General features: G+C 62.6%; 21 protein-coding genes and 1 tRNA gene. 10 read left to right on the top strand and 12 right to left on the bottom strand.

Features of this window, described 5'->3' with window-relative positions; translation table 11 throughout:
• The first annotated feature begins 356 nt into the window (after positions 1-356).
• On the top strand, positions 357-845 hold the full coding sequence (locus FM111_RS09755) for a TIR domain-containing protein (RefSeq protein ID WP_025977029.1): 489 nt from the start codon (positions 357-359) through the stop codon (positions 843-845).
• Complete coding sequence (locus FM111_RS09750) at positions 845-1,495, top strand: Nmad2 family putative nucleotide modification protein (RefSeq protein WP_025977030.1); 651 nt, start codon at positions 845-847, stop codon at positions 1,493-1,495. The genes FM111_RS09755 and FM111_RS09750 overlap by 1 nt, the downstream gene beginning before the upstream one ends.
• Positions 1,496-1,529: 34 nt before the next feature.
• Here the strand turns inward: FM111_RS09750 and FM111_RS09745 are convergent, their stop codons facing one another.
• Together FM111_RS09745 and FM111_RS09740 are read right to left on the bottom strand one after the other, a co-directional pair.
• A complete protein-coding gene (locus FM111_RS09745; protein ID WP_025977031.1) occupies positions 1,530-2,423 on the bottom strand; it encodes a hypothetical protein in 894 nt (297 codons plus the stop codon).
• The gene (locus FM111_RS09740; RefSeq protein ID WP_082891451.1) at positions 2,420-3,562 is read right to left on the bottom strand and encodes a toll/interleukin-1 receptor domain-containing protein; all 1,143 of its coding nucleotides are present in this window, start codon (positions 3,560-3,562) and stop codon (positions 2,420-2,422) included. Before FM111_RS09740 ends, FM111_RS09745 begins: the two co-directional genes overlap by 4 nt.
• Positions 3,563-3,689: 127 nt before the next feature.
• Between FM111_RS09740 and FM111_RS09735 the strand changes: the two genes are divergently transcribed.
• The 4 genes from FM111_RS09735 to FM111_RS09720 all read left to right on the top strand — a co-directional run bounded on the left by FM111_RS09735 (position 3,690) and on the right by FM111_RS09720 (position 8,231).
• On the top strand, positions 3,690-5,324 hold the full coding sequence (locus FM111_RS09735) for a thymidylate synthase (RefSeq protein ID WP_025977033.1): 1,635 nt from the start codon (positions 3,690-3,692) through the stop codon (positions 5,322-5,324).
• Between the two features lie 22 nt (positions 5,325-5,346).
• Positions 5,347-6,291 carry a class I SAM-dependent methyltransferase gene (locus FM111_RS09730; RefSeq protein WP_201105644.1) on the top strand — a complete coding sequence of 315 codons (945 nt, stop codon included), beginning with the start codon at positions 5,347-5,349 and terminating at the stop codon, positions 6,289-6,291.
• Positions 6,291-7,322, top strand: coding sequence for a nucleotide kinase domain-containing protein (locus FM111_RS09725; protein WP_025977035.1), 1,032 nt, complete (start codon positions 6,291-6,293; stop codon positions 7,320-7,322). Before FM111_RS09730 ends, FM111_RS09725 begins: the two co-directional genes overlap by 1 nt.
• A gap of 378 nt (positions 7,323-7,700) precedes the next feature.
• Positions 7,701-8,231 (top strand): DsrE family protein, encoded by a 531-nt coding sequence (locus FM111_RS09720; RefSeq protein ID WP_087140762.1) that lies wholly within the window; start codon positions 7,701-7,703, stop codon positions 8,229-8,231.
• A 67-nt stretch (positions 8,232-8,298) separates the two neighbouring features.
• Here FM111_RS09720 and FM111_RS09715 read toward each other — a convergent pair whose 3' ends face one another.
• From FM111_RS09715 to FM111_RS09695, 5 genes are read right to left on the bottom strand one after another with little or no spacing between them, the layout of a single operon-like run.
• Entirely contained in the window at positions 8,299-9,108 is an 810-nt protein-coding gene (locus FM111_RS09715) for an MBL fold metallo-hydrolase (protein WP_087140746.1), read from the bottom strand.
• Positions 9,105-9,890 (bottom strand): TatD family hydrolase, encoded by a 786-nt coding sequence (locus FM111_RS09710; RefSeq protein ID WP_087140745.1) that lies wholly within the window; start codon positions 9,888-9,890, stop codon positions 9,105-9,107. The genes FM111_RS09715 and FM111_RS09710 overlap by 4 nt, the downstream gene beginning before the upstream one ends.
• 1 nt (position 9,891) lies before the next feature.
• Positions 9,892-10,872 carry a DNA polymerase III subunit delta' gene (locus tag FM111_RS09705; RefSeq protein ID WP_087140744.1) on the bottom strand — a complete coding sequence of 327 codons (981 nt, stop codon included), beginning with the start codon at positions 10,870-10,872 and terminating at the stop codon, positions 9,892-9,894.
• A complete protein-coding gene (tmk, locus tag FM111_RS09700) occupies positions 10,869-11,495 on the bottom strand; it encodes a dTMP kinase (RefSeq protein ID WP_087140743.1) in 627 nt (208 codons plus the stop codon). Before tmk ends, FM111_RS09705 begins: the two co-directional genes overlap by 4 nt.
• Positions 11,496-11,535: 40 nt before the next feature.
• Positions 11,536-12,429 (bottom strand): septal ring lytic transglycosylase RlpA family protein, encoded by an 894-nt coding sequence (locus FM111_RS09695; protein ID WP_087140742.1) that lies wholly within the window; start codon positions 12,427-12,429, stop codon positions 11,536-11,538.
• 133 nt (positions 12,430-12,562) lie between these two features.
• Between FM111_RS09695 and FM111_RS09690 the strand changes: the two genes are divergently transcribed.
• The gene (locus FM111_RS09690) at positions 12,563-13,501 is read left to right on the top strand and encodes a DMT family transporter (RefSeq protein ID WP_087140741.1); all 939 of its coding nucleotides are present in this window, start codon (positions 12,563-12,565) and stop codon (positions 13,499-13,501) included.
• A gap of 65 nt (positions 13,502-13,566) precedes the next feature.
• Positions 13,567-13,656 (top strand) — tRNA-Ser (locus FM111_RS09685).
• Between the two features lie 470 nt (positions 13,657-14,126).
• Here FM111_RS09685 and FM111_RS09680 read toward each other — a convergent pair.
• From FM111_RS09680 to FM111_RS09665, 4 genes are all read right to left on the bottom strand, one after another.
• A complete protein-coding gene (locus tag FM111_RS09680; RefSeq protein WP_087140740.1) occupies positions 14,127-15,743 on the bottom strand; it encodes a recombinase family protein in 1,617 nt (538 codons plus the stop codon).
• Positions 15,740-16,147 carry a DUF2924 domain-containing protein gene (locus tag FM111_RS09675; RefSeq protein WP_256968177.1) on the bottom strand — a complete coding sequence of 136 codons (408 nt, stop codon included), beginning with the start codon at positions 16,145-16,147 and terminating at the stop codon, positions 15,740-15,742. Before FM111_RS09675 ends, FM111_RS09680 begins: the two co-directional genes overlap by 4 nt.
• A 160-nt stretch (positions 16,148-16,307) precedes the next feature.
• Entirely contained in the window at positions 16,308-16,742 is a 435-nt protein-coding gene (locus FM111_RS09670) for a DUF5681 domain-containing protein (protein WP_087140739.1), read from the bottom strand.
• Positions 16,739-18,061, bottom strand: coding sequence for a site-specific DNA-methyltransferase (locus tag FM111_RS09665; RefSeq protein ID WP_087140738.1), 1,323 nt, complete (start codon positions 18,059-18,061; stop codon positions 16,739-16,741). Before FM111_RS09665 ends, FM111_RS09670 begins: the two co-directional genes overlap by 4 nt.
• A 441-nt stretch (positions 18,062-18,502) precedes the next feature.
• Between FM111_RS09665 and FM111_RS16460 the strand changes: the two genes are divergently transcribed.
• Positions 18,503-19,210, top strand: a complete 708-nt coding sequence (locus tag FM111_RS16460) for a hypothetical protein (RefSeq protein WP_218779196.1) — start codon at positions 18,503-18,505, stop codon at positions 19,208-19,210.
• A gap of 433 nt (positions 19,211-19,643) precedes the next feature.
• On the opposite strand, the gene FM111_RS09655 is transcribed toward FM111_RS16460, so the two are convergent.
• Entirely contained in the window at positions 19,644-20,336 is a 693-nt protein-coding gene (locus tag FM111_RS09655; protein WP_046652995.1) for an IS6 family transposase, read from the bottom strand.
• A 270-nt stretch (positions 20,337-20,606) separates the two neighbouring features.
• Here FM111_RS09655 and copC point away from each other — a divergent pair, with 270 nt between their 5' ends.
• Complete coding sequence (gene copC / locus FM111_RS09650) at positions 20,607-20,969, top strand: copper homeostasis periplasmic binding protein CopC (protein WP_087140760.1); 363 nt, start codon at positions 20,607-20,609, stop codon at positions 20,967-20,969.

Below are 20,969 nucleotides of genomic sequence, written 5' to 3'. Positions count from 1 at the left end.
ACGCACAGTTGCAGAGCGGAATGTCCCAACTCCAGCGTTGAGTCAGGTCCGGACCTCCACACTTTGGTTGCCTTTAACCTGGCAGCGGACATCGCGGACTGCCGCTTTGAGTCAGGTTTTGCAGCAGCATGACGTCGCCGATGCGCCAAAAGCGGTCATTGGTTCGACGCCGGAATGCAGCCCTTTTCTTGGGCGATGGCCATGATGTCCTTTTGCCCAAGCCGCTCCGTTCGACCCTCTCCAAGAAGAACCGCGCGCGACGTTGGAAAGCCTGGCCCGTCCGCTAATTCACATTCAAGAACAAATGTAGTACATGGTCGGTGTCGGTCTAAAGGCATTGAAACGGAACGAAGTCGATGGCTAAGCGTCGCCATGTGTTCATCAGCCATCATCACGCGGATGATGCTCGTGTCACCAGCCTGACCAACATGCTCCGCCGGAACGCTTTGGAGATCCGCAACAGCTCCATCCGCGCCAAGCCTGCTAATGCTGAGAAGCTTCGTAAAGGTCTCATCGCCGAGAGGACGCTCAAGCGTCTCTTGCGCATGAAGATGTCGTGGGCTTCGACGGTCGTGGTCGTCATCGGCAAGAATACCCACAAGCGCCCATGGGTGAACTGGGAGATCGAGATGGCCAATCGTCTGGGCAAGCGCATCGTCGGCGTCTACGAACATGGCGGCACAGAAAATGACATCCCGCCCGCCTTGGACAAGTATGGGGATGCGGTCGTAGCGTGGAATTCCAAGAACATCATCGGTGCCATCGAAGGGCGGTGCGACCCGCAGGAAACGCCGACAGGCGTCGAAAGGGGTACTCGTGTCGGCTCGCGGGGGTGCGCCGCCTGATGACCAGCGTGTACCTGTACGCTGTCAGTTATGACCTGGGCTTCGCGCCGAACCCGTTCGGGGGAATCTGCAGTCTCGCTTGCTGCAAGCCGGCGATCCGTGCGGGCGCGAAGGATGGAGACTGGATCGTCGGTCTGACGGGCACGAAACTGCGCCCTGCGTTGCGTTGCGTATTCGCCATGCAGGTCACGCGGTCAATAACCTTCGACGAGTATTGGGCCGACGCTGAGTTCGAAACCCGAAAATCCAGGCGGAACGGGTCCGCCAAGAAACAGGTCGGCGACAACATCTATCATCGGGACCAGCCGGCAGCTCCGTGGGTGCAAGAGGATTCTGTTCACAGCCTTGAAGATGGATCCCAATGCCCGCTGAACACGGCGCATGACACTCGGGTCAACCGGGTGCTGCTGTCCGAGCGATTCATCTATTTCGGAGCCGCAGCCCCGGCGGTGCCGGCCGATATCCTAGCCAATCTGAATTATGCGCGAAATCCGCGTGACATGCGCAAGTACGCTCTGGCGGAAGCGGAGAGCTTGATTGACTGGCTCAAGCCTCAGGTCGACGCCCACGACAACATCCCGCTTGATGACCCAATCAATTTTGATTCGTCGTCAAAACGCTTCTCGGCGACGCGTCAGCGCATGGTTTAGACCCGCCAATCCGGCTGCGTATCCGGTTGGCGGGCTAGGCAAGCGCGGCGCGCCAGCGGGTCAACAGGTCGCAGACCGCGAACCCCATTGGCTCGCTCCGATCGTCGTTGGCGATGTCTCGAAGATCAGGCCTGAGCGGCGCTGGTATCCGATCACCTAGCGCCGCAATCCGCGCGATCCCGTCATCATACCCCGACTGCTGCGCCCCACGCGGGACACGGGCAGCAAGCTCCATCAGGTTGAGCGCGATGGCACAGTCCCGCGTCGCACCGCCGTAAGCTCCGAGCAGAACCAGCGGCTTTTCCGCCTCCAAAGTCATTATCGCCTCTTCAATGACGCCTGGCATTCGACCTTCGAAATGGTCTTGCGCCAGCCCGACCACGCCCATCTTCCCGCCCATCGCCAACCGGGCATCCGCTTCCGCCGCGATCGCCTGCCGGACTGCGGTGTAGGCCTCGGTGTCAGACCGCCCAGCCTGGCTCCTCAGCCAGCCGCCCCATTCCGCCTCATTGGATATGGTCTGCCGGACCTCTCCGACCGCGCCGACGATCAACTGATCACCTGATGACCGCACAGACGTCAGCTTGCCTGCGATCGAAAGCCGGACGCTCGCTACGCTGCGAGCGAGTTTCAGTGCTGCGATAAGGTCGCCGAACCGGGTCCGCCGGGCGATCGGCTCAGCGATGACGTACAGGAAGGGCGCTGTCTCCCGGCTTCCGGCATAGGCGCCCGCGAGATGCCTGAATATCTTGAAGGTGAAGTGCTCGGGCTGCAGGTCGCCGGCATAGAGGATCTCGCCCCCTTCGCGGATGATCGCGGTGCAGACCGCTAGGAGCGCCCGTTCGACCTCCCGCTCAGGGAAGCCCAGACGCGCACGGTCGGGCGCATCGCTGATCGACAGGGCGACCTTCCATCCGGTCAGTTTCATGCCCGATACTCGCCCAAGGTTTTCAGTTCGCTGTCACTTCGCATCGCGGCCATCGCCCGAACTACGAGCCGGGCCTCGATGTCTCCCAGCGGGGGATCAGGATACAGGATCACTCTTGGGCATACTTCGGCGTCGATCACATCAAAAAGCTCAGGCGGACGCGGCATCACCAAGACCTCCGATGCGGCCGCCGCAACCTTCGCAGCCTGAGCGAGGAAGACGTCGCAGCGCAAACCTTCGGACATGGCTTCTACTAGCAGGGGGTCGATCCACGATCCGACCGGCCCGCCAGCGTCAAGACGAACCCGGGGGAGATTCGCGCCGTACGGGAAGGTTCGACTGACCCGCACCCCCCCGATATCTGCCAAGACGATGGGCCGCCTGTGCCGCTTGGCGGTCGTCAGCTCAAACACGCACCAGGGCCGGGAATCGTAAACGTCCGAAACGATGGCGATCAGAGTTCCCCGGCTGATTTCGGCGTCAAAGCGGGCTTTAAAATCCTCGCCCGGATTCAGCTCCATGGCGTCGTAGAAGGTGTGAAGCGGCACGTCGTGGCCCGGTGACTGAACATAGTCCACGATTTCCCTGGCCGCGGTGTCCCCGTCCGCTTTGGCGTGGCTTACGAACAGCGGCTCGTCGCGATCATCGGCGCTGAGCTTCCGCAGGTGCCGGCGGATCTGGACCAGGATATGGAGTAAGAGACGCTTGTCCCGCGCGATCTCATTCAGCCCAGTCCAGCCCTTTCTGTAGACATACTGGGTGTTCCGCCCGCTGTCTGAAGCGGGGATCGCGCTGCCGCTATAGTCACAGAACGGAATGTAGACGTCAGCGTTGCCGCGCGCCTCCATGGCCGCACGTGTCGACTGCAAGAACTGGTCCCACTCCGACGCCTGTTCATCCATGAAGTCGTCATGCAGGAGCACTACGGCGTTGTGATCCGCGCGCGATAGGTCGACGGGCCTCGGCAAGGGCAAGCCCGGACGCCATGGCGCGCTCGCGAAGCGCACAGGCACCCGATAAGCCACGCCGTCCCGTTCCATTCCGATCCCGTCGAAATGTCGGGAGATCATTTCAGCGACGCGCGCGCCTTCCGACGAGCCGTCAGGCCAGACAACATGTATGCGAAGATGATCGATCATGGGCTACCCGCCGGTGGAGGTGATGATCGCCCATCGATATCGGGTGGGCTCAACTTCTGGCTTACTTTACGGCTGCATAGAATCAAACCTCTGGTAGAGATTGCGTGGGGCAGACGGGGCAATCTCGATGAAGTCGGAGCGGTACCGCAACATCAGCTACGCGACCGTAGGTGGTTTCGAGGCGGTACTGACAGACGGCAAGACCGTTTCGGTCCGCGGAGAAGCCACGCGGGAAGTGCTGGGGCGAGGCACGCTCATCGAACACCCGCAGGAACGGTTTCCGTTTCTACCGGGGCGACTGGGTGATCCGTTCGCCTTGGTAGCCGAGTGTCTCTGGGTCCTTGCGGGGCGAAACGACCTCGACTGGCTGATCCATTACCTTCCTCGCGCCGCCCAGTTCTCCGACGACGGCATGGTGTGGCGTGCGGGATATGGACCGCGGCTCAGGGATTGGCAGGGGGTCGACCAGCTGGCCGAAGTCTTTCGGCTTCTAAGCACCGACCACGCTACCCGACGCGCAGTCATGAGCCTGTTCGATCCCGGGTCCGACTTCGGTACCTCCCAGGATATCCCATGCAACAACTGGCTGAGCTGGTTGATCAGAGACGGCCGTCTCCTGCTCAATGTCGCCGTACGCAGCAACGACGCGATGTGGGGGTTCTCGGGCATCAATGCGTTCGAGTGGAGCGTCCTCCAGGAACTGTTGGCGAACTGGCTAGGCGTTGAACCCGGCCCGACCTATTTCCTGGCCTCCTCGTTCCACATTTACGAACGTGACCGGCATCTCGAACGCGCGGCCGCAGTCGTGGACGCGTTTCCCGGCGTGACGCCGTACGACTTCAACGTCGCGACACCGCGGCTGGGTGTCGCCCACGACCGTATGGATGCCGCCCTTGCAGAATGGTTCGCGGCCGAAGCGCGCGTTCGCCAAGACCCCGACATCTGGCCGATCGACAGTGCGCCGTCGGATCCATTCCTCCTCGCCTCGCTTCGGATAGTTCGCCTCAAATGGGGAGCCGAAATCTGGACGGAAGACAGGCTGAAGAACGAACTTCATGCGTGCCCGGACGACGATTTTACCGCGGCGACTTATGAACGCCTGGCGCGGCGTCTGCCGAGCTTGCTGGACGACATCCCACAGCCCTGCGCGCGCGCTTACTTCGCTCGGGCGACGCACCGGCCCTCCCTCACTAATGGTCTAATTCAGGCTATGGATTGTTTACATCGAGAGAAAAACGCGGGTTACGGCGCGGCTTGGAAGCGGCGCGGCGAGCGTATCAGCATTCTCCCCAACATTGCGCGCAAGGTCGATCGGCTCGGACACTTCCGCAGCTCTGGAGTGGATCTCGCCGGTGAGACGCTCTTCGACACGGCAATCGACCTGGTGGTGTACGCGCTCAAATATGAGCTGTTTCTAGCGGAACAGGTTCCGTCGCTGGCTGAGCGCATCGGCCTGCAAGGTGCGGCGAGGGCCTATAGTGATCTCGACGACGATTTCACCGTGGCGCTCCGCCATGCGGGGGTGACGCCTTCGCCCGACCACGAGGTCGACCGAGAGTTGGCAGCGGCGGTCGACAGCTTCGAAGACCTATGGCCCAAAGTCGAAGCGGAAGCGGACCTCGAGGCGCGCATCGCCGCGGCAGGGCGGTTGCGCGTTCATGCGGCGCGGCTGGTCGGGGCGATCGCGCAGTCTCAGCCTCAAGTCCTTTCGGCGTTCATTCGTCAATGGAGTACGCGAGATGAAACCCCCACCGCCGCGTAGCATTGATATGAGCCCCGACGACTTGTCGACGCTGCTCGAAACTCTCAAGCAGGAGCTGTCAGCTCGCCCCGAGACCGACACTCTCGGCATCCTGGGCGTCGGCCCCGCCGCCTATGATATCGAGGCCTGGCTGAACGCTGGGGGATTGGGCGCCCGTTTGACAGGGGTCTACGACACGCCTCACGAAGCCGGGCTCCGCTGCCGACCGATGGAGGCGCTGGTGCGCGATCGCCCCGAGGTCCTGATCGTAGCTTCGGACAAGCGCAAGGAGGCGCTGATCGAGGCGGCTTTACCCTACATCGAGGCGAGCGTTCGGCTGCTCATTGGAGGGTTCGATCACTTCCGATACCGTGATCCGACTTTTGAGCAAGAAACCGCCAACGCGCTCGTGCCCTCCTTCGCGAACGGATATCCGAACTGCCTAATCCATCTATGGCAGGTCCTTCAGAACGCCGCGCGCTTGGGCCTCGACGGGACGATCGTGGAGTTCGGAATGTTCCGGGGTGGGACAACCATGCTGCTCTCTCGTTTCGCCGAGCGCCTGGGCAAGGACTGGCCGGTCGTCGGGTTTGACACCTTCGACGGCTTTCCCTCGCCCCGCAGTCCTCTGGACATGTATTCCCACCCAGACTGCGTCTTTCTGGACGAAGCCGCAGCGCGCCGGTATCTCGCGGGACGAAACGTCGAGATCATCTCCGGCGATATCGTCAAAACTGCATCCCGATTGGCGGACCGGGATATCGTGCTGGCGTTCATCGATACCGACAACTATACTTCGGCGACCGCAGCGCTCGATGCCGTTCAAAATCAGATCGTCCCTGGCGGCGCCATAGTGTTTGACCACTTCACCGGTGTGGACCGTTTTCTGTACACCTTGGGCGAACGCGTGGCCGCCAAGCGCCTTCTCGGCGACCCCCGATTCTTCAACCTGCACGGCACCGGCGTATTTCTTCGGCAGTCCTCGTGATGATAGTCATCAAGACACGCAAGAAGCCGAAGCCTCGGCGCGGCGTTTACGAGCTGTATTGGCGGTTCGCCTCTAGACGGCAGGCTGCGTTCGAACGTCGTCTCGCGGGCAAATGCGCGCCTTGGTCCGACGATCCCATCCTGCAGGAGTTTAAATTCTGCAACGTGTACCGTGCGGCTGATCGAGTCTCGCAGTATATGATCCGGAACGTCTGCTACGCCGAGGACGCCGGCAGTCCCGCTGACCGCGCCTTTCAGATCGTCGCCTTTAGGACCTTCAGCAAGATCCGTACTTGGGAGAAATTGACAACGCTTTTGGACGGGCCACCGCGTATCCAAGACTTGGCGGACGGCAGATTTGTTGCCGCGCTCAATCAGATCAAGCGCGAGGACGGTGGCCTGTACACAGGAGCCTTCATTTTGTGCGCGAACAAGGCGTTTGGGCACGACGAGAAACATCACAACCATGCCGCCCTGTTTGAGAAGATGTTCGTGCAGGACGCCGTCGCGGATCGGCTGATCGGCGCGAACGCCTTCGAGAGCATCGTCCGAACGCTTGAGGGCTACCCTCTCATGGGTCCGTTTATGGCCTATCAGACAGCAGTTGATCTCAACTATTCCGAACTCACGGATTTCAGTGAGAATGACTATACGCAGGCCGGGCCGGGAGCTGTGCGCGGCCTAGCCAAAGTATTCGAGGACTTAGGCGATTACACGCCCTCCGAAGCGATCAAATTGATGGTCGACCAGCAGGAGGCTGAGTTCGAGCGGCTAGATCTGCCATTTCTTGGCCTGTTCGGGCGGCCATTGCATGCAATCGACTGTCAGGGTCTCTTCTGCGAGACCGATAAATACTGCAGAGAGGCCGCGCCCGAGCTTGCAAGCAATCGGTCGCGGATAAAGGCTCGCTACCGTCCCTCATCGACATCGCTTGAACTCTTCTTTCCACCGAAGTGGCGGCTCGCGCCGCCTGTACGAACCATGCCTGCAGGCTCCCTGCAGGCCCAGCCGGACTTGTTCGCCAGCGCCTAGCTAGCGAGCAGCCCACAGTTTGGGGCAGTCACCCTGACCAAAAGCGGCTGTTCTGGAGGGCCGCTTTGAGTCAGAAGCGGACCTCCGTCTTCGCTTCTAGCGTTTATCCACAACCTATCTACGTCTAGTGTTTCGTGCCCATCGCGCCTCTGCAGCCGCCCTGAGCGCGTTGAGGTTTGCAACACAAGCGCTGTCGCCGAGCGCAACGGCCGCTTCTCTCAAACTGCATTATTTTCGGTGTTAATTCAGCCATTTATGGCTGCAACAGTTTCCGAACATGTGCAGTCTGCGAAATATACGTATCGCTGAGCTGTCCTTGGTCGACGGCGCGAAGATCATCTCCTAATGTCCGTGAGGAGTTTCACGCTGGGATACGTCATGAGCAACATCTTCATTGCGCCTTTGGCCGCACTGTTCGTTCTCGTGCTCGGGGTTCCAGCGCAGGCTGAGACTGTCGTGGGCTATGGGGCTTTCACGCCTCTGCCGCAGGCCGGTGAGCAGCCGGACCCGCAACGCGAGTACCGCGTCATTGTGGATCTGACCCAGGGCGGCCCTGACGACAAGCCGCTAAAGGGCCTGGAACGCGTGGCTCGGCTAACGAATATGTTGGCGGCAAACGGCGTCACCGCAGAGAAACGGAGCATCGTCGTTGTGATGCACGGCGGCGCTTCCTTGGCCTCTCTGTCCGATGCAGCCTGGTCTGCGCGGAACAAGGGCGCGACAAATCCCAACAGCGCCCTTATTCGCGCCCTGACGGCAGCCGGGGTTCAGGTCCGTCTTTGCGGCCAATCCATGGTCGCGCATGGTTTGACGGAAGCCGATCTGGCGCCTGGGGTGCAGGTCGATCTGGCTGCGCTGATGACGGTCATTCATCACCAACAGGCCGGCTACGCACTGATCATGAACTAAGGGTGTCACGCGCCAGTGAAGCGTGGCGCCCAGTCTTCCTTCCGGCACCTCAAGCCAGCCGAACCGGCTAGAGAGCGAAGCGCCCTCGCCAACCGTCGTAGGCAACCTCGACACTTGGTGGAAGATTGCGTGATAATATATTGTAATCTAAGTCAATATGAAGGTTCGTCAGCACTGCCGTCTCTACTTCAGCGCGGGCGATCCACTCCAAGGCCAGATCAACATGCGCATGCGTCGGGTGCGGCGTGTAGCGTAACGCGTCGATGATCCAGAGTTGGGCACCGCGCACAGCCTCCAGAGCGGCGTCATCCAAACTCGAAACGTCGCTGGAGTAGGCGATCGGCCCCAGGCGATAGCCGACCGAACGGATCGGACCATGGATCTGGTCGAAGGTCATGACGGGGATGGGACCACCCTCCCCCTCTACTTTCCACGCCTGGCCGTGCGGGGGAAGGCGATGGCCCTCGACGATGGCCGGATAGCCGTGGTGGCTTTCAAAGATGTAGTCGAAGCGTCGCGTCAGGGCATGGTGGGTGGCCGCATCCATCCAGGCCGGGATGCGTCGACGTGCGTGGGCGGCGAAAACGCGAAGGTCGTCGATGCCGTGTGTCTGATCCGCATGATCGTGGGTGTAGAGAACCGCATCGATATGGCGGACCTCGGCGGCCAGCATCTGCTGGCGGAAGTCGGGCGAGGTGTCGATCACCACGCTGGTCACGCCGTCCGGGCCATGGCGGCGCGCCAGCATGGAGCAGCGCGTGCGCCGGTTGCGTGGTTCTGACGGGTCGCAGTCGCCCCAGTCGCCGTCGCCGCGCGGCACGCCGCCGGACGAGCCGCAGCCGAGAATGACGACTTCCAACTCGCCTTGCCGGCTCATTCGGCGGGCCTGGGAATGCGGTCGAACAGGTTGAAGAAGGCCTCGGTCGTCAGCTCATCGGCTTGTTCGGGCGTCCAGCCGCGTATCTCAGCCAGCTTTTCCAGCACCAGGCCGACATAGGCGGGTTCATTCCGACGGCCACGATGTGGGATGGGGGCCAGGTAGGGGCAGTCGGTCTCAACGATGATGCGGTCTTCAGGCATCCGACGGATGACCTCCCTCACCTCCTCGGCCGCCTTGAAGGTGGCGATGCCTGAAACCGAGAACCAGGCGCCGAGTTCCATCGCTGTTTCAGCTAGTTCCAGCCCGCTGGTATAGCAGTGCATCAGGAGCTTGAACGGCGCGCGGCTGTGTTCCTCGCGCAGGATGTCGGCCATGGTCTCATCAGCTTCGCGCGTATGGATCACCAGAGGCAGATTGGTGCGGCGCGCCGCCTCGATATGTTGGCGGAAGACCGCCGCCTGCACGTCGCGCGGGCTGAGGTCATAGTGGAAGTCCAGGCCGCATTCGCCGATGCCGATGACGCGCGGACGATCCGTCAGCTCCACCAGGCGATCAGCCGTCAGGTCGGCGTAGTCCTTGGCCTCGTGCGGATGGACACCGACCGTGCACCAGATGTCGGCATTGTTCATCGCCAGCGCGTGCGTCGCCTCGAAGGTCGACAGCTTGTCGGAAATCTCGACCATCAGCCGCACGCCCGCCTGGCGCGCACGGTCGATCACCGCCTCGCGATCCTCGTCGAACTGGGGGGCGTGCAGGTTGACGTGACTGTCAATGAGCATATCAGGCGGCGGCTTTCGTGCGGGCGATGTCGGCCAAGGCTCCGGCCAGGACGTCTCCCTTATCAAGATTCAGCCCGATGGCGCGATCGGGCAGGTCGGACAGCCGCCCCCACAGCTCGGCCCAGCGGGCGCCTTCACGGCCGCCAGAGTCGACGGCTCGGCGTTTCACCGCTGCGATCAGGCGATCCATCAGGGCCTCGAACCGCGCCTGCCCCTCGGCGCCACGGAAGCCGTCGGCGACAGCCAGTTGTTCCGCGCGATCAATCTCTGGTCCATCAACCCAGGCGCGGGCGAGACGGTCGACCTCGGTCATGGCGCCCGACGCCAGATCCAGAGCCGCGCCAGGCGAGCCCCCAGCCATGGCCGCCGCGGCTAAGGCTTCATCGTCGGACACGCCCGTGCGCTGACGCACCAGGTCGGTCAGACGCGCCTCGGACCAAACCGGGAAGGTCAGCCGCCGACAGCGAGAGCGGATGGTGGCTAACAACCGGCCGGGCGCATGGGTGACCAGGAAGAGCACGCCGCTTTCAGGCGGTTCCTCAAGAATTTTCAGCAAGGCGTTGGCGGCGTTGATATTCAGATCGTCCGCCGCATCAATGATGGCGACGCGGTGCCGAGCCTGGGACGGGCTCTTTGCGAAGAACTCCGGCAGGTCGCGGGCCTGGTCGACCGAGATGGCGCGCTTCAGCTTGCCGCCCTCGACTGCGCGCTCCAGCACCAGCAGATCCGGGTGGGCCTGGGCGGACACCAGACGGCTGACGGGATCATGCGGCGCGGCGCCCAGCGGTCCGCGCGACGGGTCCGGCGCAGCTCCCAGCAGCCGTCGGGCGGCGCGATAGGCGAAGCTGGCCTTGCCTGATCCCTCGACCCCGCACAGCAGCCAGGCGTGGTGCAACCGCCCCCGATTCAGCGCGTCCAGAAAGGCTTCTTCTGCCTGTATATCGGCGATCAGGTCGAAACGGTCGCGCGGATGCTCGCTCAAAGCAGCCGCTCCTCCACCACGGCCCACAGCCGAGCCGAGACGTCGTCGACCTCGCCCGTTGCGTCAAGAACGACGCAGCGCTCGGGATGACGCTCGGCCACCTGAAGGAAGACGTCGCGCAGTTTCTGATGGAAGGCGAGGCCTTTGGATTCGAAGCGGGTCTCGAACAGACCGCGACCGAAAGCTCGATCAAGACCAACCTCGACCGGCAGGTCGAACACCAGGGTCAGGTCCGGCTGGTCGCCGTTGACCACGGCGTCGTCCAGCGCCTCGATCAGGCTTTCCGGCGTTCCGCCGCCCGCGCCTTGATAGACGCGGCTGGAATCGGCGAAGCGATCGCAGACCACCCAGCGCCCAGCCTCGAGCGCGGGCAAGATCGTCCGCTCCAGATGGTCCGAGCGCGCCGCATACATCAACAGGGTCTCGGTGCGCGCGGACCAGCGATCCGCCTCTCCCGACACTGCGATGTTGCGGATCTCCTCGGCTCCCGGCGATCCGCCAGGTTCGCGCGTCTGGAGCACGTCGAGGCCGCGCGCGCGCAAGCGTTCGACCAGCAGGCGCGCCTGGGTCGTTTTGCCGGCGCCCTCGCCGCCTTCGAAAGTGATGAATCTGCCTCGCTGCACCCGCGCACAATGGCGAGCGAGGCGCGGGAAGCAAGCCCGTTCAGTCGCCTATCAACAAGGCATCGACAAAGCCGCGCGCCACAACGGCCTGACGGGCTCTTTCGGCGGCCCCTGCATCAGGCCACGGACCGACCACCACGCGGAACAACGGTCGACCGTCCTTGTCGATATTTTGAACCACAGCCTTGTCCCCGAGGCGCCGTGCGACCTGGTCCGCCCCTCGCCGGTTAGAATAGGCGCCGGCCTGGACCCAATAGGCGTTCGATGCCGGCGGCTGCGCTGTCGCGTAGGCGGGCTGCGGGGCAGGTTGGGGCGGAGCCGCTGCGTTCTCGTAATAGGGGCGCGGTCCTTGCGACTGCGTCTGAACCGGAGGCTGAGTTGGTCGAGGCTGGCGCGCGCTGTCGGCGTCTGCTCGGCGAAGGACCGTTCCTCCGCCCTGACGCGGCGCGGGGCCGACATAGCGAACGCGTACGTCCCCCACGCCTTGCTGCAGGAGGCCTAGCTCATCGGCGGCGCCACGCGACAGATCGATGATGCGGTTATCGACAAAGGGTCCGCGATCATTGACGCGCAGTATGACGCGGCGCCCATTGGCGCGGTTCGTCACCTCGACCAGGCTAGGCAGGGGCAAGGTCTTATGGGCGGCGGTCAGGCCGTTCATGTCGAACCGCTCGCCGGTCGAGGTTGAACGACCGTGATGGTAGCTGCCGTACCAGGACGCCTGCCCTACTTCGTCATAGTTGGGCTGTTCCTTCGGATGATACCAGCGGCCGCGGATCTGATAGGGACGCATGGTGCCCGAAACGATCGGAGCCGGATCGGTCACGACGGGTGCGCCGACAGGCGCATCGCCCTTGCCGCCCAAGCTGGCGCACGCCGCCAGGGTCGAGAAGGCGGCGGCGATCATCGCGCCCTTCAGCAGTCTCGCCCACATGATGCTTTTACTCCGGCCGATTATGGATTTTGGCGAAATTAACGGCGGAGGTTTCCGGTTTGGTTAACGTCCCGTTTGCGCGTATGGCCTTGCGACAAAGCCCCTCCCCGGCTGAACGTCAGAACCGAGCGCCTTGACCCCCTCCCTGTACAAGACCCGCACAGGGGTCTTCCTTCTCGCCACCCTGTGCTGTGCGCTGTGGGGCAGCGCTTTTCCCGCCGTCAAGAACGGCTATGCCATGCTCAAGGTCGCGCCGACCGATATCGCCAGCCAGCTGCTGTTTGCGGGATGGCGTTTCGCCTTGGCCGGGGCGATCCTGCTGATCGTCGCCATGGCGATGAAGAAGCCTGTTCTGGCGATGAGCCGTCGTCAGGCGGGACAGGTCGCCCTGTTGGGGCTGACCCAGACGGCCATCCAATACGTCTTCTTCTATATCGGCCTGGCGCATGCATCGGGCGTCAAATCCTCGATCATGAACGCGACCAGCGTCTTCTTCAGCGTTGTGTTGGCCCATTTTATCTATGCGGACGACCGGCTGAGCGGCCGCAAGGCGCTGGGCTGCCTGATCGGCTTCATGGGCGTGGTCGTAGTCAACCTGGGCGGCGGCGCGCTCGGCTTTGATTTCACCCTGCTGGGCGAAGGTTTCATCGTGATCGCGGCTTTCGTCCTGGCGGCGGCCTCCATCTATGGCAAGCGGCTATCGCGCAGCCTCGACCCCATGGTGATGACTGGCTGGCAACTTTTTATCGGCGGCGTGATGCTGACGGTCGCTGGCATGGGGATGGGCGGAGAACTGCAAGGTTTCGACCTCACGTCGAGCGCGCTGTTGCTCTACCTGGCGCTGCTATCCTCGGTCGCCTTTGCGGTGTGGAGCCTGCTGCTGAAGCACAACCCCGTGGGGATGATCGCGGCCTTCAACTTCCTGATCCCGGTCTTTGGCGTGTCGCTGTCGGCGCTTTTCCTGGGCGAGTCCATGTTGCGCTGGAGCTATTTGATCGCACTGATTCTGGTCTGCGCCGGCATCTGGCTGGTCACGCGATCGGGCAACTTGTCGAAGGCTGGCCGCGCCTGACGCTTTCCGCTTGGGTCACGCCCGCCTTGCCGCTATGCACAGGCGAACGCGACCCGACTCGCGTGGGACAGGTGGCCGAGTGGTTTAAGGCAGCGGTCTTGAAAACCGCCGTAGGTGGAAGCCTACCGTGGGTTCGAATCCCACCCTGTCCGCCACACACCCCGCATAGCTTGTCTCTAGCTGCGGGGCCGAGGGCCAACCCTCCGTAATCGCCGCTTTAATCCTCGCCAAGCCGCCCTGGTTCGCCTTGGTTTCCGGCCTTCTGCGCCCGGTCCCGACGGCTATTGGGCCCTCAGTCTCTGCGAGGTCTGGAGTTGGTGGAGTTTGGCGATGTCCCTGTTCCGTCTTTTTCGAAAGAGCGTCACTAGGGGGCCAGTTTGCCCTATTTCCTCTGGCGTTTCAGAGTGTTCCACGGGGGACGGCCCAACTCCCTGCAACTCGGAACAGGGATTTCATTTGCCAGGAACAGGGAATTAAATCCCACACAACAGGACGCTAAAACGCGCAGAACAGGGCCTTAAAAACGATTTCGGCCGCTTACGAGGCGATAAAAGTCCCGCAGCGGGATGATAATTTTGTAATAACGGATAGTAATCTTCCCGTAGCCAATGATTAATTGGCGCGACTAAGCAGATGTTCCGAACACCCGCCGCTGGCGATCCCAATCCGGCGATATGGGCTCGTCCAAGAGGCGGCTGAGGGTCAGCCCTGGGGCCTGACGCCCCTCCAGAATGGCGCGCTGCAGATCGGGAGCCAGAAAGGCTAGCCGGACCAGCTTGCGGTCATAGGCGCTTGCTGGTGCGGCGACGTTGACCTGGCGCAGGGCGCCATCGCTCGCGTTCCAGCCTAGGCCAGAGGCCAACTGGTGCGCCCGACGTAGTCCCTTGATGAGAACCGGATCCCGCCGACGGCGATGCGCCAGCGGACGACCATCGGGCCCGACTTGATCGACCCGCCCGCCCCGCGCCTGGCACCGCACCGGTATAGAGAGCGCCAGAGCGGCGGCGTCGCCGGTCACCGGCTCCAACCCCCTGCGGGCGGCAGTGAGAAGGCGATCGGCACGAAATGTAATCCGGACCTCTTCGTCCAATAGGTCGACACGCGTCACTGGCGCCAGCAGCGCCGCCAGCGGCAGACCGCTCCCATGACCATAGCGAGAGACCAACGCCGCCTCCACGACCTCGTGCAGAGCCTCCGCCCTCACCCGGCGCAGGGCGCCGTATCGGCAAGAGAGCCTGCCGCCCTGCTGCAGCGGCGCCGAGACGTAATATCGATAGACCTTGCCGCCTCGTCCGTAGCCGAAAGATGGGCTCATGCGATGGCCGTCCGCATCGTGGACAAGCCCCTTGAGCGGCAGATCCGCAGACCGCAGCGGCCGGTCCCGGTGGCTCACGGCGTTGGCCTTCAGCCTTTGCTGGACCGCCTCGAACAGGCCCAGGTCGATGATGGCCGGATGACGCCCCGGCATGGCGGCGTCGCCGTGGACGATCTCACCGAGGTAGATGCGGTTCTTAAGCAGGTGGAATAGGGCCCCGCGGCTGTAGGGGACGCCGCCGGAGTGGTTGCCCTTGCGGCTGATCCGCACTCGGGTCAGCCAGCCCTCGGCTTGGAGCTGTTGCGCCAAAGCCGCCACCGAGCCCAGTTCCAGGTAGAGGCGAAAAAGGAGGCGTACCTGTTCGGCCTCCGCTTCGTTGACCACCAGGGCCCTGCTCATCGGATCGGTCGGAAGATCGTACCCCAGGGGCGGCACGCCCCCCATCCACATGCCCTTCTTCTTGGAGGCGGCGATCTTGTCGCGGATGCGTTCCCCGGTGACCTCTCGTTCGAACTGGGCGAAGGACAGGAGGACGTTGAGGGTCAGCCGCCCCATGGAGGTAGTGGTGTTGAACGCCTGGGTCACGGAGACGAAGGATGCGCCTCGGCGGTCGAGGCGCTCGACGATCCGGGCGAAGTCGGACAGAGCCCGGGTGAGACGGTCGATCTTGTAGACGACGATGGTGTCGATGAGGCCCGCCTCCACCTGAGCCAGCAGGCGCTGCAGGGCAGGCCGGTCCATATTGCCGCCTGAGAAGCCGCCGTCGTCGTAGGCCGTCGGGACCAACACCCAGCCCTCAGCCGCCTGGCTCTTGATGTAGGCTTCGCAGGCCTCGCGCTGGGCGTCTAGGCTGTTGAAGGCCTGGTCCAGCCCCTCTTCGGTGCTTTTGCGCGTGTAGATGGCGCAGCGGATGCGAGGCGGGCTCATCGTCCCTCCTCCCGCAGGCCGAAGAAGCGGGGTCCGTTCCAGCGCGTGCCAGTGATGGCGCGGGCGACTTCCGACAGGCTGTTGAAAAGGCCGCCCTCCCAGCGCAGGCGGCCGTCTCCCTCGACAATGACGTCGTGCCGCATCCCTTTCCATTCTCGGGATAGCCGCGCGCCCGGCGGCAAGGCGGCTAGCCCGCGCGATGCGCCTGGTCGTCGCATGGCGCGCCGGACGCTGGTCTCCATGCCCCCGTCGCGCTCGGCCTGAAGCCGCCAGGCCAACATCAGAGCCAGGAGTTCACGTGAGCGGATCGACGGCGGCGCTCCATATCGCGATCGCCATCGGCTCCGAAGCTGGTCCAGTCCCAGCTCCGCCAAGCGGTCCAGGGGCACGTGGGGGTCGGTCATGGCGTCCTCTCAGATTAGAATCCGTCCGCCCCCGGCCGCAGCCTGAGAGGAGCAGGCTGGAAGCACCAACGCTCCGCCCGAGCGGACAGTCCAGTCGAAAGCGGCCAAGAAAAAGGGCGCGGAGACCCTCCGCGCCCTCTGGAATAAGCCCTTGTCGGCGTCAGCTCTTCCGGGATTGCTTGGCCAGGTCTTTCAGGGTCCGTCCCAGCTTGGCCTTAGAGCGACGCCGGCGGTTGATCGTGACCAGGTCCGCCTCATCGATCAGCTTAAGCTCCGGATGACGGGCGACGTTCTCTTCAAGGGCTGGAGCCAGCGCCTCCAAAAAGACTTTGGCGGCGGCGGCACTGCCCTTCAAAGCACTCCTGGCCAAAGCCATGGCGATCGCCATCAGCACGGGCACCTCCTCGCCCTGAGGCCCTCTCACTTCCATGCGGCTCACTTCGCGAATAACCCGGCCGATCTCGCCGGGAGTGTCGGCGCTCGGCCTCTTCAGAGGCCGCCCACGAGGGTTGCCGGACTGGCCCTTTTTGAACCGGGTGTGCTTGGGCGGCCGGCGATAGCCGACCCGATCGTCATCCTCGTCATGAACGCTCATGCCGCATCCTCCAAAGAGGCGGCGGCGCGCTCGACCGCAACCTGATCGAAAGATCGGCCAGCGAGCGTGGCCACCAAGCCGGTACGTTCGCGCAGACGCCGGATGACGACGTCGCAGTAGATCGGGTCGATCTCGACGCCATAGCCCCTGCGCCCGGTCCGGTGGGCGGCCAAGAGGGTGGTGCCCGAGCCCGCGAAGGGGTCCAGGACGATGTCGCCGCGGCGGGAACAGTCGAGGATGGCGTCCATCACCAGGGCGATGGGCTTGACCGTGGGGTGGTCGGCTAGGTCCTCGTCTCGACCAGAGCGGAAACTATTGGCCCCAGCATAGGTCCAGATATTGGTGCGGTAGCGGCCGTTCTTCCCCAGTTCGACATTATTGACGTGCGGAGCCCGACCCGCCTTGTAAACGAAGACGAGTTCATGAGCCGAGCGGTAGAGCGAGCCCATTCCGCCGTTCGTCTTCGCCCAGACGCAAAGGTTTTTGAGTTCCGTGTAAGCGGCCCCTCCGGCCCTGAGCATCTCGCTCATGTGCCGCCAGTCCATGCAATGGAAGTGGATGGAGCCATCCCTGGTCACCTTTGTGAGATGGGTGAAAACGCCAAAGAGGAACTGCGCGAACGCCTCCGGCGACATCTCGCCCGACGCCATGGCGAACTCGCGATGCTGCGCCTTGCCCAAGCCAGACACATGGCCGGCGATGGGGACGTTGTAGGGGGCATCTGCGAACACCATGCCCGCCTTTTCCTCGCCGAGCAGGCTGACATAGGTATCCGCGGCGAGAGCGTCGCCGCAGATGAGGCGATGAGGTCCGATGTCCCAGACATCGCCCAGCCGGGTGCAGGGCGGCTCTCCCGACGCGGGCGTCGGCGCATCATCAGGCGCAGGTTTTGGCTCCTTGTCGCCACCGCCGAAAAGGAGGCCTTCGATTTCGGGCAGTTCAAAACCGGTGACGGCGATGTCGAAATCAAAGTCGAGCGTGGTTAGGAACTCGAACTCGGCCTTCAGCAGCGCCGGATCCCAGCCGGCGTTTTGCGCCAGCTTATTGTCAGCGATGACGTAGGCCCGCTTATCCGCTTCGCTCATGTCGGCGAGTTGGATGGTCGGCACTTCGCTCATACCGAGCATGCGGGCGGCCTCGACGCGGGCGTGGCCCGCCAGGATGACGCCCTCCTCGTCCACCACGATGGGAACGGTGAACCCGAAGCGTTGGATAGCCCGAGCCAGTTGTTCCTTTTGCCGACGGCTATGCGTCCGGGGATTGCTGACGTTGGGGCGCAACAGTTCGATATTAAGATAGGTGACCTGCAGGGGGTGCATGGCCCTGTCTCCGTGCCTCGACGTGCGAGAGGCGTTGATCAAAAAATTGATCGATCACGGAGGAGAACCACACGTCGAACCCCGCCGAGATCCGGAGAGGTTTCATGGCCGAACAACGGTCACGGGAGGTGTGCGGATGACCTTTGGATACGTCCGCCCGGCTCTTTTCGCAAGCGGAGCGGTAAGCAGCGCAATAGTCCCGTAATCCGATTGCATTGCGCCGGGACAGTATGGCACTGACAAAGAGCGGTTCGGCCACTTCCGACCGTGGGGCGTCGTAACCCCGAAAAAGCGTAGGCCGGTCAAGTTTCACTTGGCCGGGCGGCTGTCGCGCATGTCCAAGGCTCTGCCCAAAGGCGGCAGCGCCTTGTGCTACGCTCAGGGTTACGAACGCCCGGCTGACCGCCGGGACCGCCCCTCACCCAAGCTGGAGACGGTGTGGTGGTGGTTCGTAAACGCTCTCAATATCAAAACGCCATGGTCGGCAACGCCGGTCTGAACTTCGCCGCTTGGCAGTTGTCTCGGCGCGGGTGGCACGTTCTGCCAACCATCCGCAACGCTAGAGGCTCTGACCTCTACGTCACCAACGGCGACGAAACTGTCTTCTTTGGATTACAATCCAAGGCCTTAAGCCGGCGCTCCGCCGTCCCGCTCGGCAAGGATGGTGACGCCCTTCGCTCCGATTGGTGGGTCATCACCATCAACGCCTGCACCGCTTCGCCCACGTGCTTCATCATCAGAAAAGAAGAGGTAAAGGCGCTCGCCGTCGTCGACAAGAATGGTGCGGGCGGTCGTTGGCTGGATCCGCGCGCCTACGACCGCGATGAATACCGCGATGCATGGGATCGACTAGGCGATCCAAATGCAACGCTCCCGCTCTCCTCGCCGCAAGCCCCCGACGAACAAAACGGAGTACGTCGACCAAAGTCGCAAAGTCTGTGCGGACAAGCTTGGGCGATCTTTGATCAAATCAGCGAGTCTCAGGGAGAACCCGCCGCCTTTGCGGAAGCTCTGGAAGAAGCCCGGGCGCAGGGCCTCAACGAAGGCAACGTCCGAACGGAGTTTTATCGGTGGCGTAAGTTCAACGGCATCAAGGACCGAGCGCCTCGCCGCGCTGCGGAGTCTGCTCTTGCTACCATGGCGCGATGACGCCGTAGCATCCGCAATGCGCCGCTTTCCATATAAAGGGTGGGAAGGAGCATCGCCGTGCTGAAACTCTCAATATAAACAGTGCAAAATCGCACCTTTTGCCGGTGCCTGCAGCTAGACGACAATTCAGTTCCACCCCACATGCCACTAAGTGACGGGGTGCCAAATGCGTTGTGCTGACCCGTGCGCAACCCTTACCATAAACGACCGTCCAAGGCTACTTTTGCGCTTCGGCTACGCTTCAACTTGCTCAAGCTGATGGGACGAATTTTCCGACGCCCCGCCAACAACGAGCCGTCACTGACGCGGACTTGCGGTCAAGTATTTAGTTCCATATTATTAGAAATATGGAATCAAAATCCGCTATCCTCGCCCTCGCCGGTGCTGTCAGGTTAACTGAACCCGGTTGAGAACCACCCTACCCTGGTCATTTTCAAGCGACAGCCGCCACCCAAGCGGTATCTGCATCGACGCGAAAACGACGAAGTATGGATCTGCTGATAAAATGGCGTTGGATGTTGAAGGTATTGTAGATCGCTGCGTGGGTTGTGAGAAATCTCTGGGCTGAGGCTTGGGATTTGAACCTCTGCTGCTGTCGTTCCCGTCGTCGGATCGGCAGATGCGAGTTCTCAACGCGGTTGTTGTCACGAAGCCTGCCAGGGCGATGCAGATGGCGCAGTTCCAACTGATCGAGTGCCGCGCCGTACGAGGCCAACCCATCCGTTGTGATGGTTTCCGGCTCGACAGGTTGGTTACGTAAAAGACGTTTGATCAGCTTCAAGGCCGCCTCTGTGTCCCGCCGGCGCTGGACAACGACGTCTAAAACCTCGCCTTCGTCGTCGACTGCGCGCCACAGATACATGCGCCGTCCTCCGATCTTGCAGACCATTTCATCGAGATGCCAACGGCCTGTCGGAGGCACTCTCCTCTTCTTGAGCCGCCGTGCAATCAGAGGCCCGAACTTGATCGTCCAGCACCGGATCGTTTCGTAGCTGACGTCAATTCCGCGTTGCGCCATCAGTTCCTCGACGTCGCGGAAGCTCAAGCTGAAACGAAAGTACAGCCACACGGCATGACGTATCACCTCAGCTGGAAAACGATGTCGCTTAAAAGATAGAGGCTTCATAAAATCGCCCACACCACCAATGGCTTGCAGCCTTCGAAGTGGAGCACCTTTATCGTTAGACTGACAGCACCGCCACACGCCTCCCGCTTGCCCCAGGTATGCCAGGGGGCCTCGTCTGCTGACGACGGATGATGGTGCCAGTCGCCCTCAAACAAGGCGTCGTCTCCGCCTCGTCGAATTTTGCTCGGCATTGATGCGATGCCTGAGGGTGTCGTGGGTTTCGTCCGTAACTGTCTTCAGGGCCTCAACGGCCTCCATCTGGAGACGATCATGTCCACCTTGTCCCCCCTTCCCTTCATCGCCGTCTCTGCCGCTGTCCTGTTGTCAGCTGCCCCGGCGGCGGCGCACGCTCGCCTGGTCAGCGCCACGCCGGCGGCCAAGTCGTCCGTGGCGTCGCCGCGTGTGGTGACCCTGACCTTCAGCGATCGCGTAGCCCCGGCTTTTTCCAGTTTCGACGTGGTCAACGCCGCCGGCGCCAAGGCGACGGTCCGGACCCAGGTCAGCCAGGACGGCAAGACCATCACCGGAACCCTGGCGCGCCCGCTGGCCGCCGGCTCCTATATCGTCAACTGGCGCATCGCCTCCACTGACGGACACCGCATGACCGGCAGCTACGACTTCACAGTTCGCTGA

The organism is Brevundimonas diminuta 3F5N, from assembly GCF_900163625.1.
Lineage (GTDB): Bacteria > Pseudomonadota > Alphaproteobacteria > Caulobacterales > Caulobacteraceae > Brevundimonas > Brevundimonas diminuta_A.
Note: the sequence above shows the minus strand (reverse complement) of the source record. Positions and strands in the feature narration are given on the sequence as shown.

What these genes read in the sequence shown, in the direction of transcription:
- FM111_RS09755 (WP_025977029.1), top strand. Translation starts at nt 357, where the DNA reads ATGGCTAAGCGTCGCCATGTGTTCATCAGCCATCATCACGCGGATGAT.
- FM111_RS09750 (WP_025977030.1), top strand. Translation starts at nt 845, where the DNA reads ATGACCAGCGTGTACCTGTACGCTGTCAGTTATGACCTGGGCTTCGCG.
- FM111_RS09745 (WP_025977031.1), bottom strand. Translation starts at nt 2,423, where the DNA reads ATGAAACTGACCGGATGGAAGGTCGCCCTGTCGATCAGCGATGCGCCC.
- FM111_RS09740 (WP_082891451.1), bottom strand. Translation starts at nt 3,562, where the DNA reads ATGATCGATCATCTTCGCATACATGTTGTCTGGCCTGACGGCTCGTCG.
- FM111_RS09735 (WP_025977033.1), top strand. Translation starts at nt 3,690, where the DNA reads ATGAAGTCGGAGCGGTACCGCAACATCAGCTACGCGACCGTAGGTGGT.
- FM111_RS09725 (WP_025977035.1), top strand. Translation starts at nt 6,291, where the DNA reads ATGATAGTCATCAAGACACGCAAGAAGCCGAAGCCTCGGCGCGGCGTT.
- FM111_RS09720 (WP_087140762.1), top strand. Translation starts at nt 7,701, where the DNA reads ATGAGCAACATCTTCATTGCGCCTTTGGCCGCACTGTTCGTTCTCGTG.
- FM111_RS09715 (WP_087140746.1), bottom strand. Translation starts at nt 9,108, where the DNA reads ATGAGCCGGCAAGGCGAGTTGGAAGTCGTCATTCTCGGCTGCGGCTCG.
- FM111_RS09710 (WP_087140745.1), bottom strand. Translation starts at nt 9,890, where the DNA reads ATGCTCATTGACAGTCACGTCAACCTGCACGCCCCCCAGTTCGACGAG.
- FM111_RS09695 (WP_087140742.1), bottom strand. Translation starts at nt 12,429, where the DNA reads ATGTGGGCGAGACTGCTGAAGGGCGCGATGATCGCCGCCGCCTTCTCG.
- FM111_RS09680 (WP_087140740.1), bottom strand. Translation starts at nt 15,743, where the DNA reads ATGAGCCCGCCTCGCATCCGCTGCGCCATCTACACGCGCAAAAGCACC.
- FM111_RS09675 (WP_256968177.1), bottom strand. Translation starts at nt 16,147, where the DNA reads ATGACCGACCCCCACGTGCCCCTGGACCGCTTGGCGGAGCTGGGACTG.
- FM111_RS09670 (WP_087140739.1), bottom strand. Translation starts at nt 16,742, where the DNA reads ATGAGCGTTCATGACGAGGATGACGATCGGGTCGGCTATCGCCGGCCG.
- FM111_RS09665 (WP_087140738.1), bottom strand. Translation starts at nt 18,061, where the DNA reads ATGCACCCCCTGCAGGTCACCTATCTTAATATCGAACTGTTGCGCCCC.
- FM111_RS09655 (WP_046652995.1), bottom strand. Translation starts at nt 20,336, where the DNA reads ATGAAGCCTCTATCTTTTAAGCGACATCGTTTTCCAGCTGAGGTGATA.
- copC (WP_087140760.1), top strand. Translation starts at nt 20,607, where the DNA reads ATGTCCACCTTGTCCCCCCTTCCCTTCATCGCCGTCTCTGCCGCTGTC.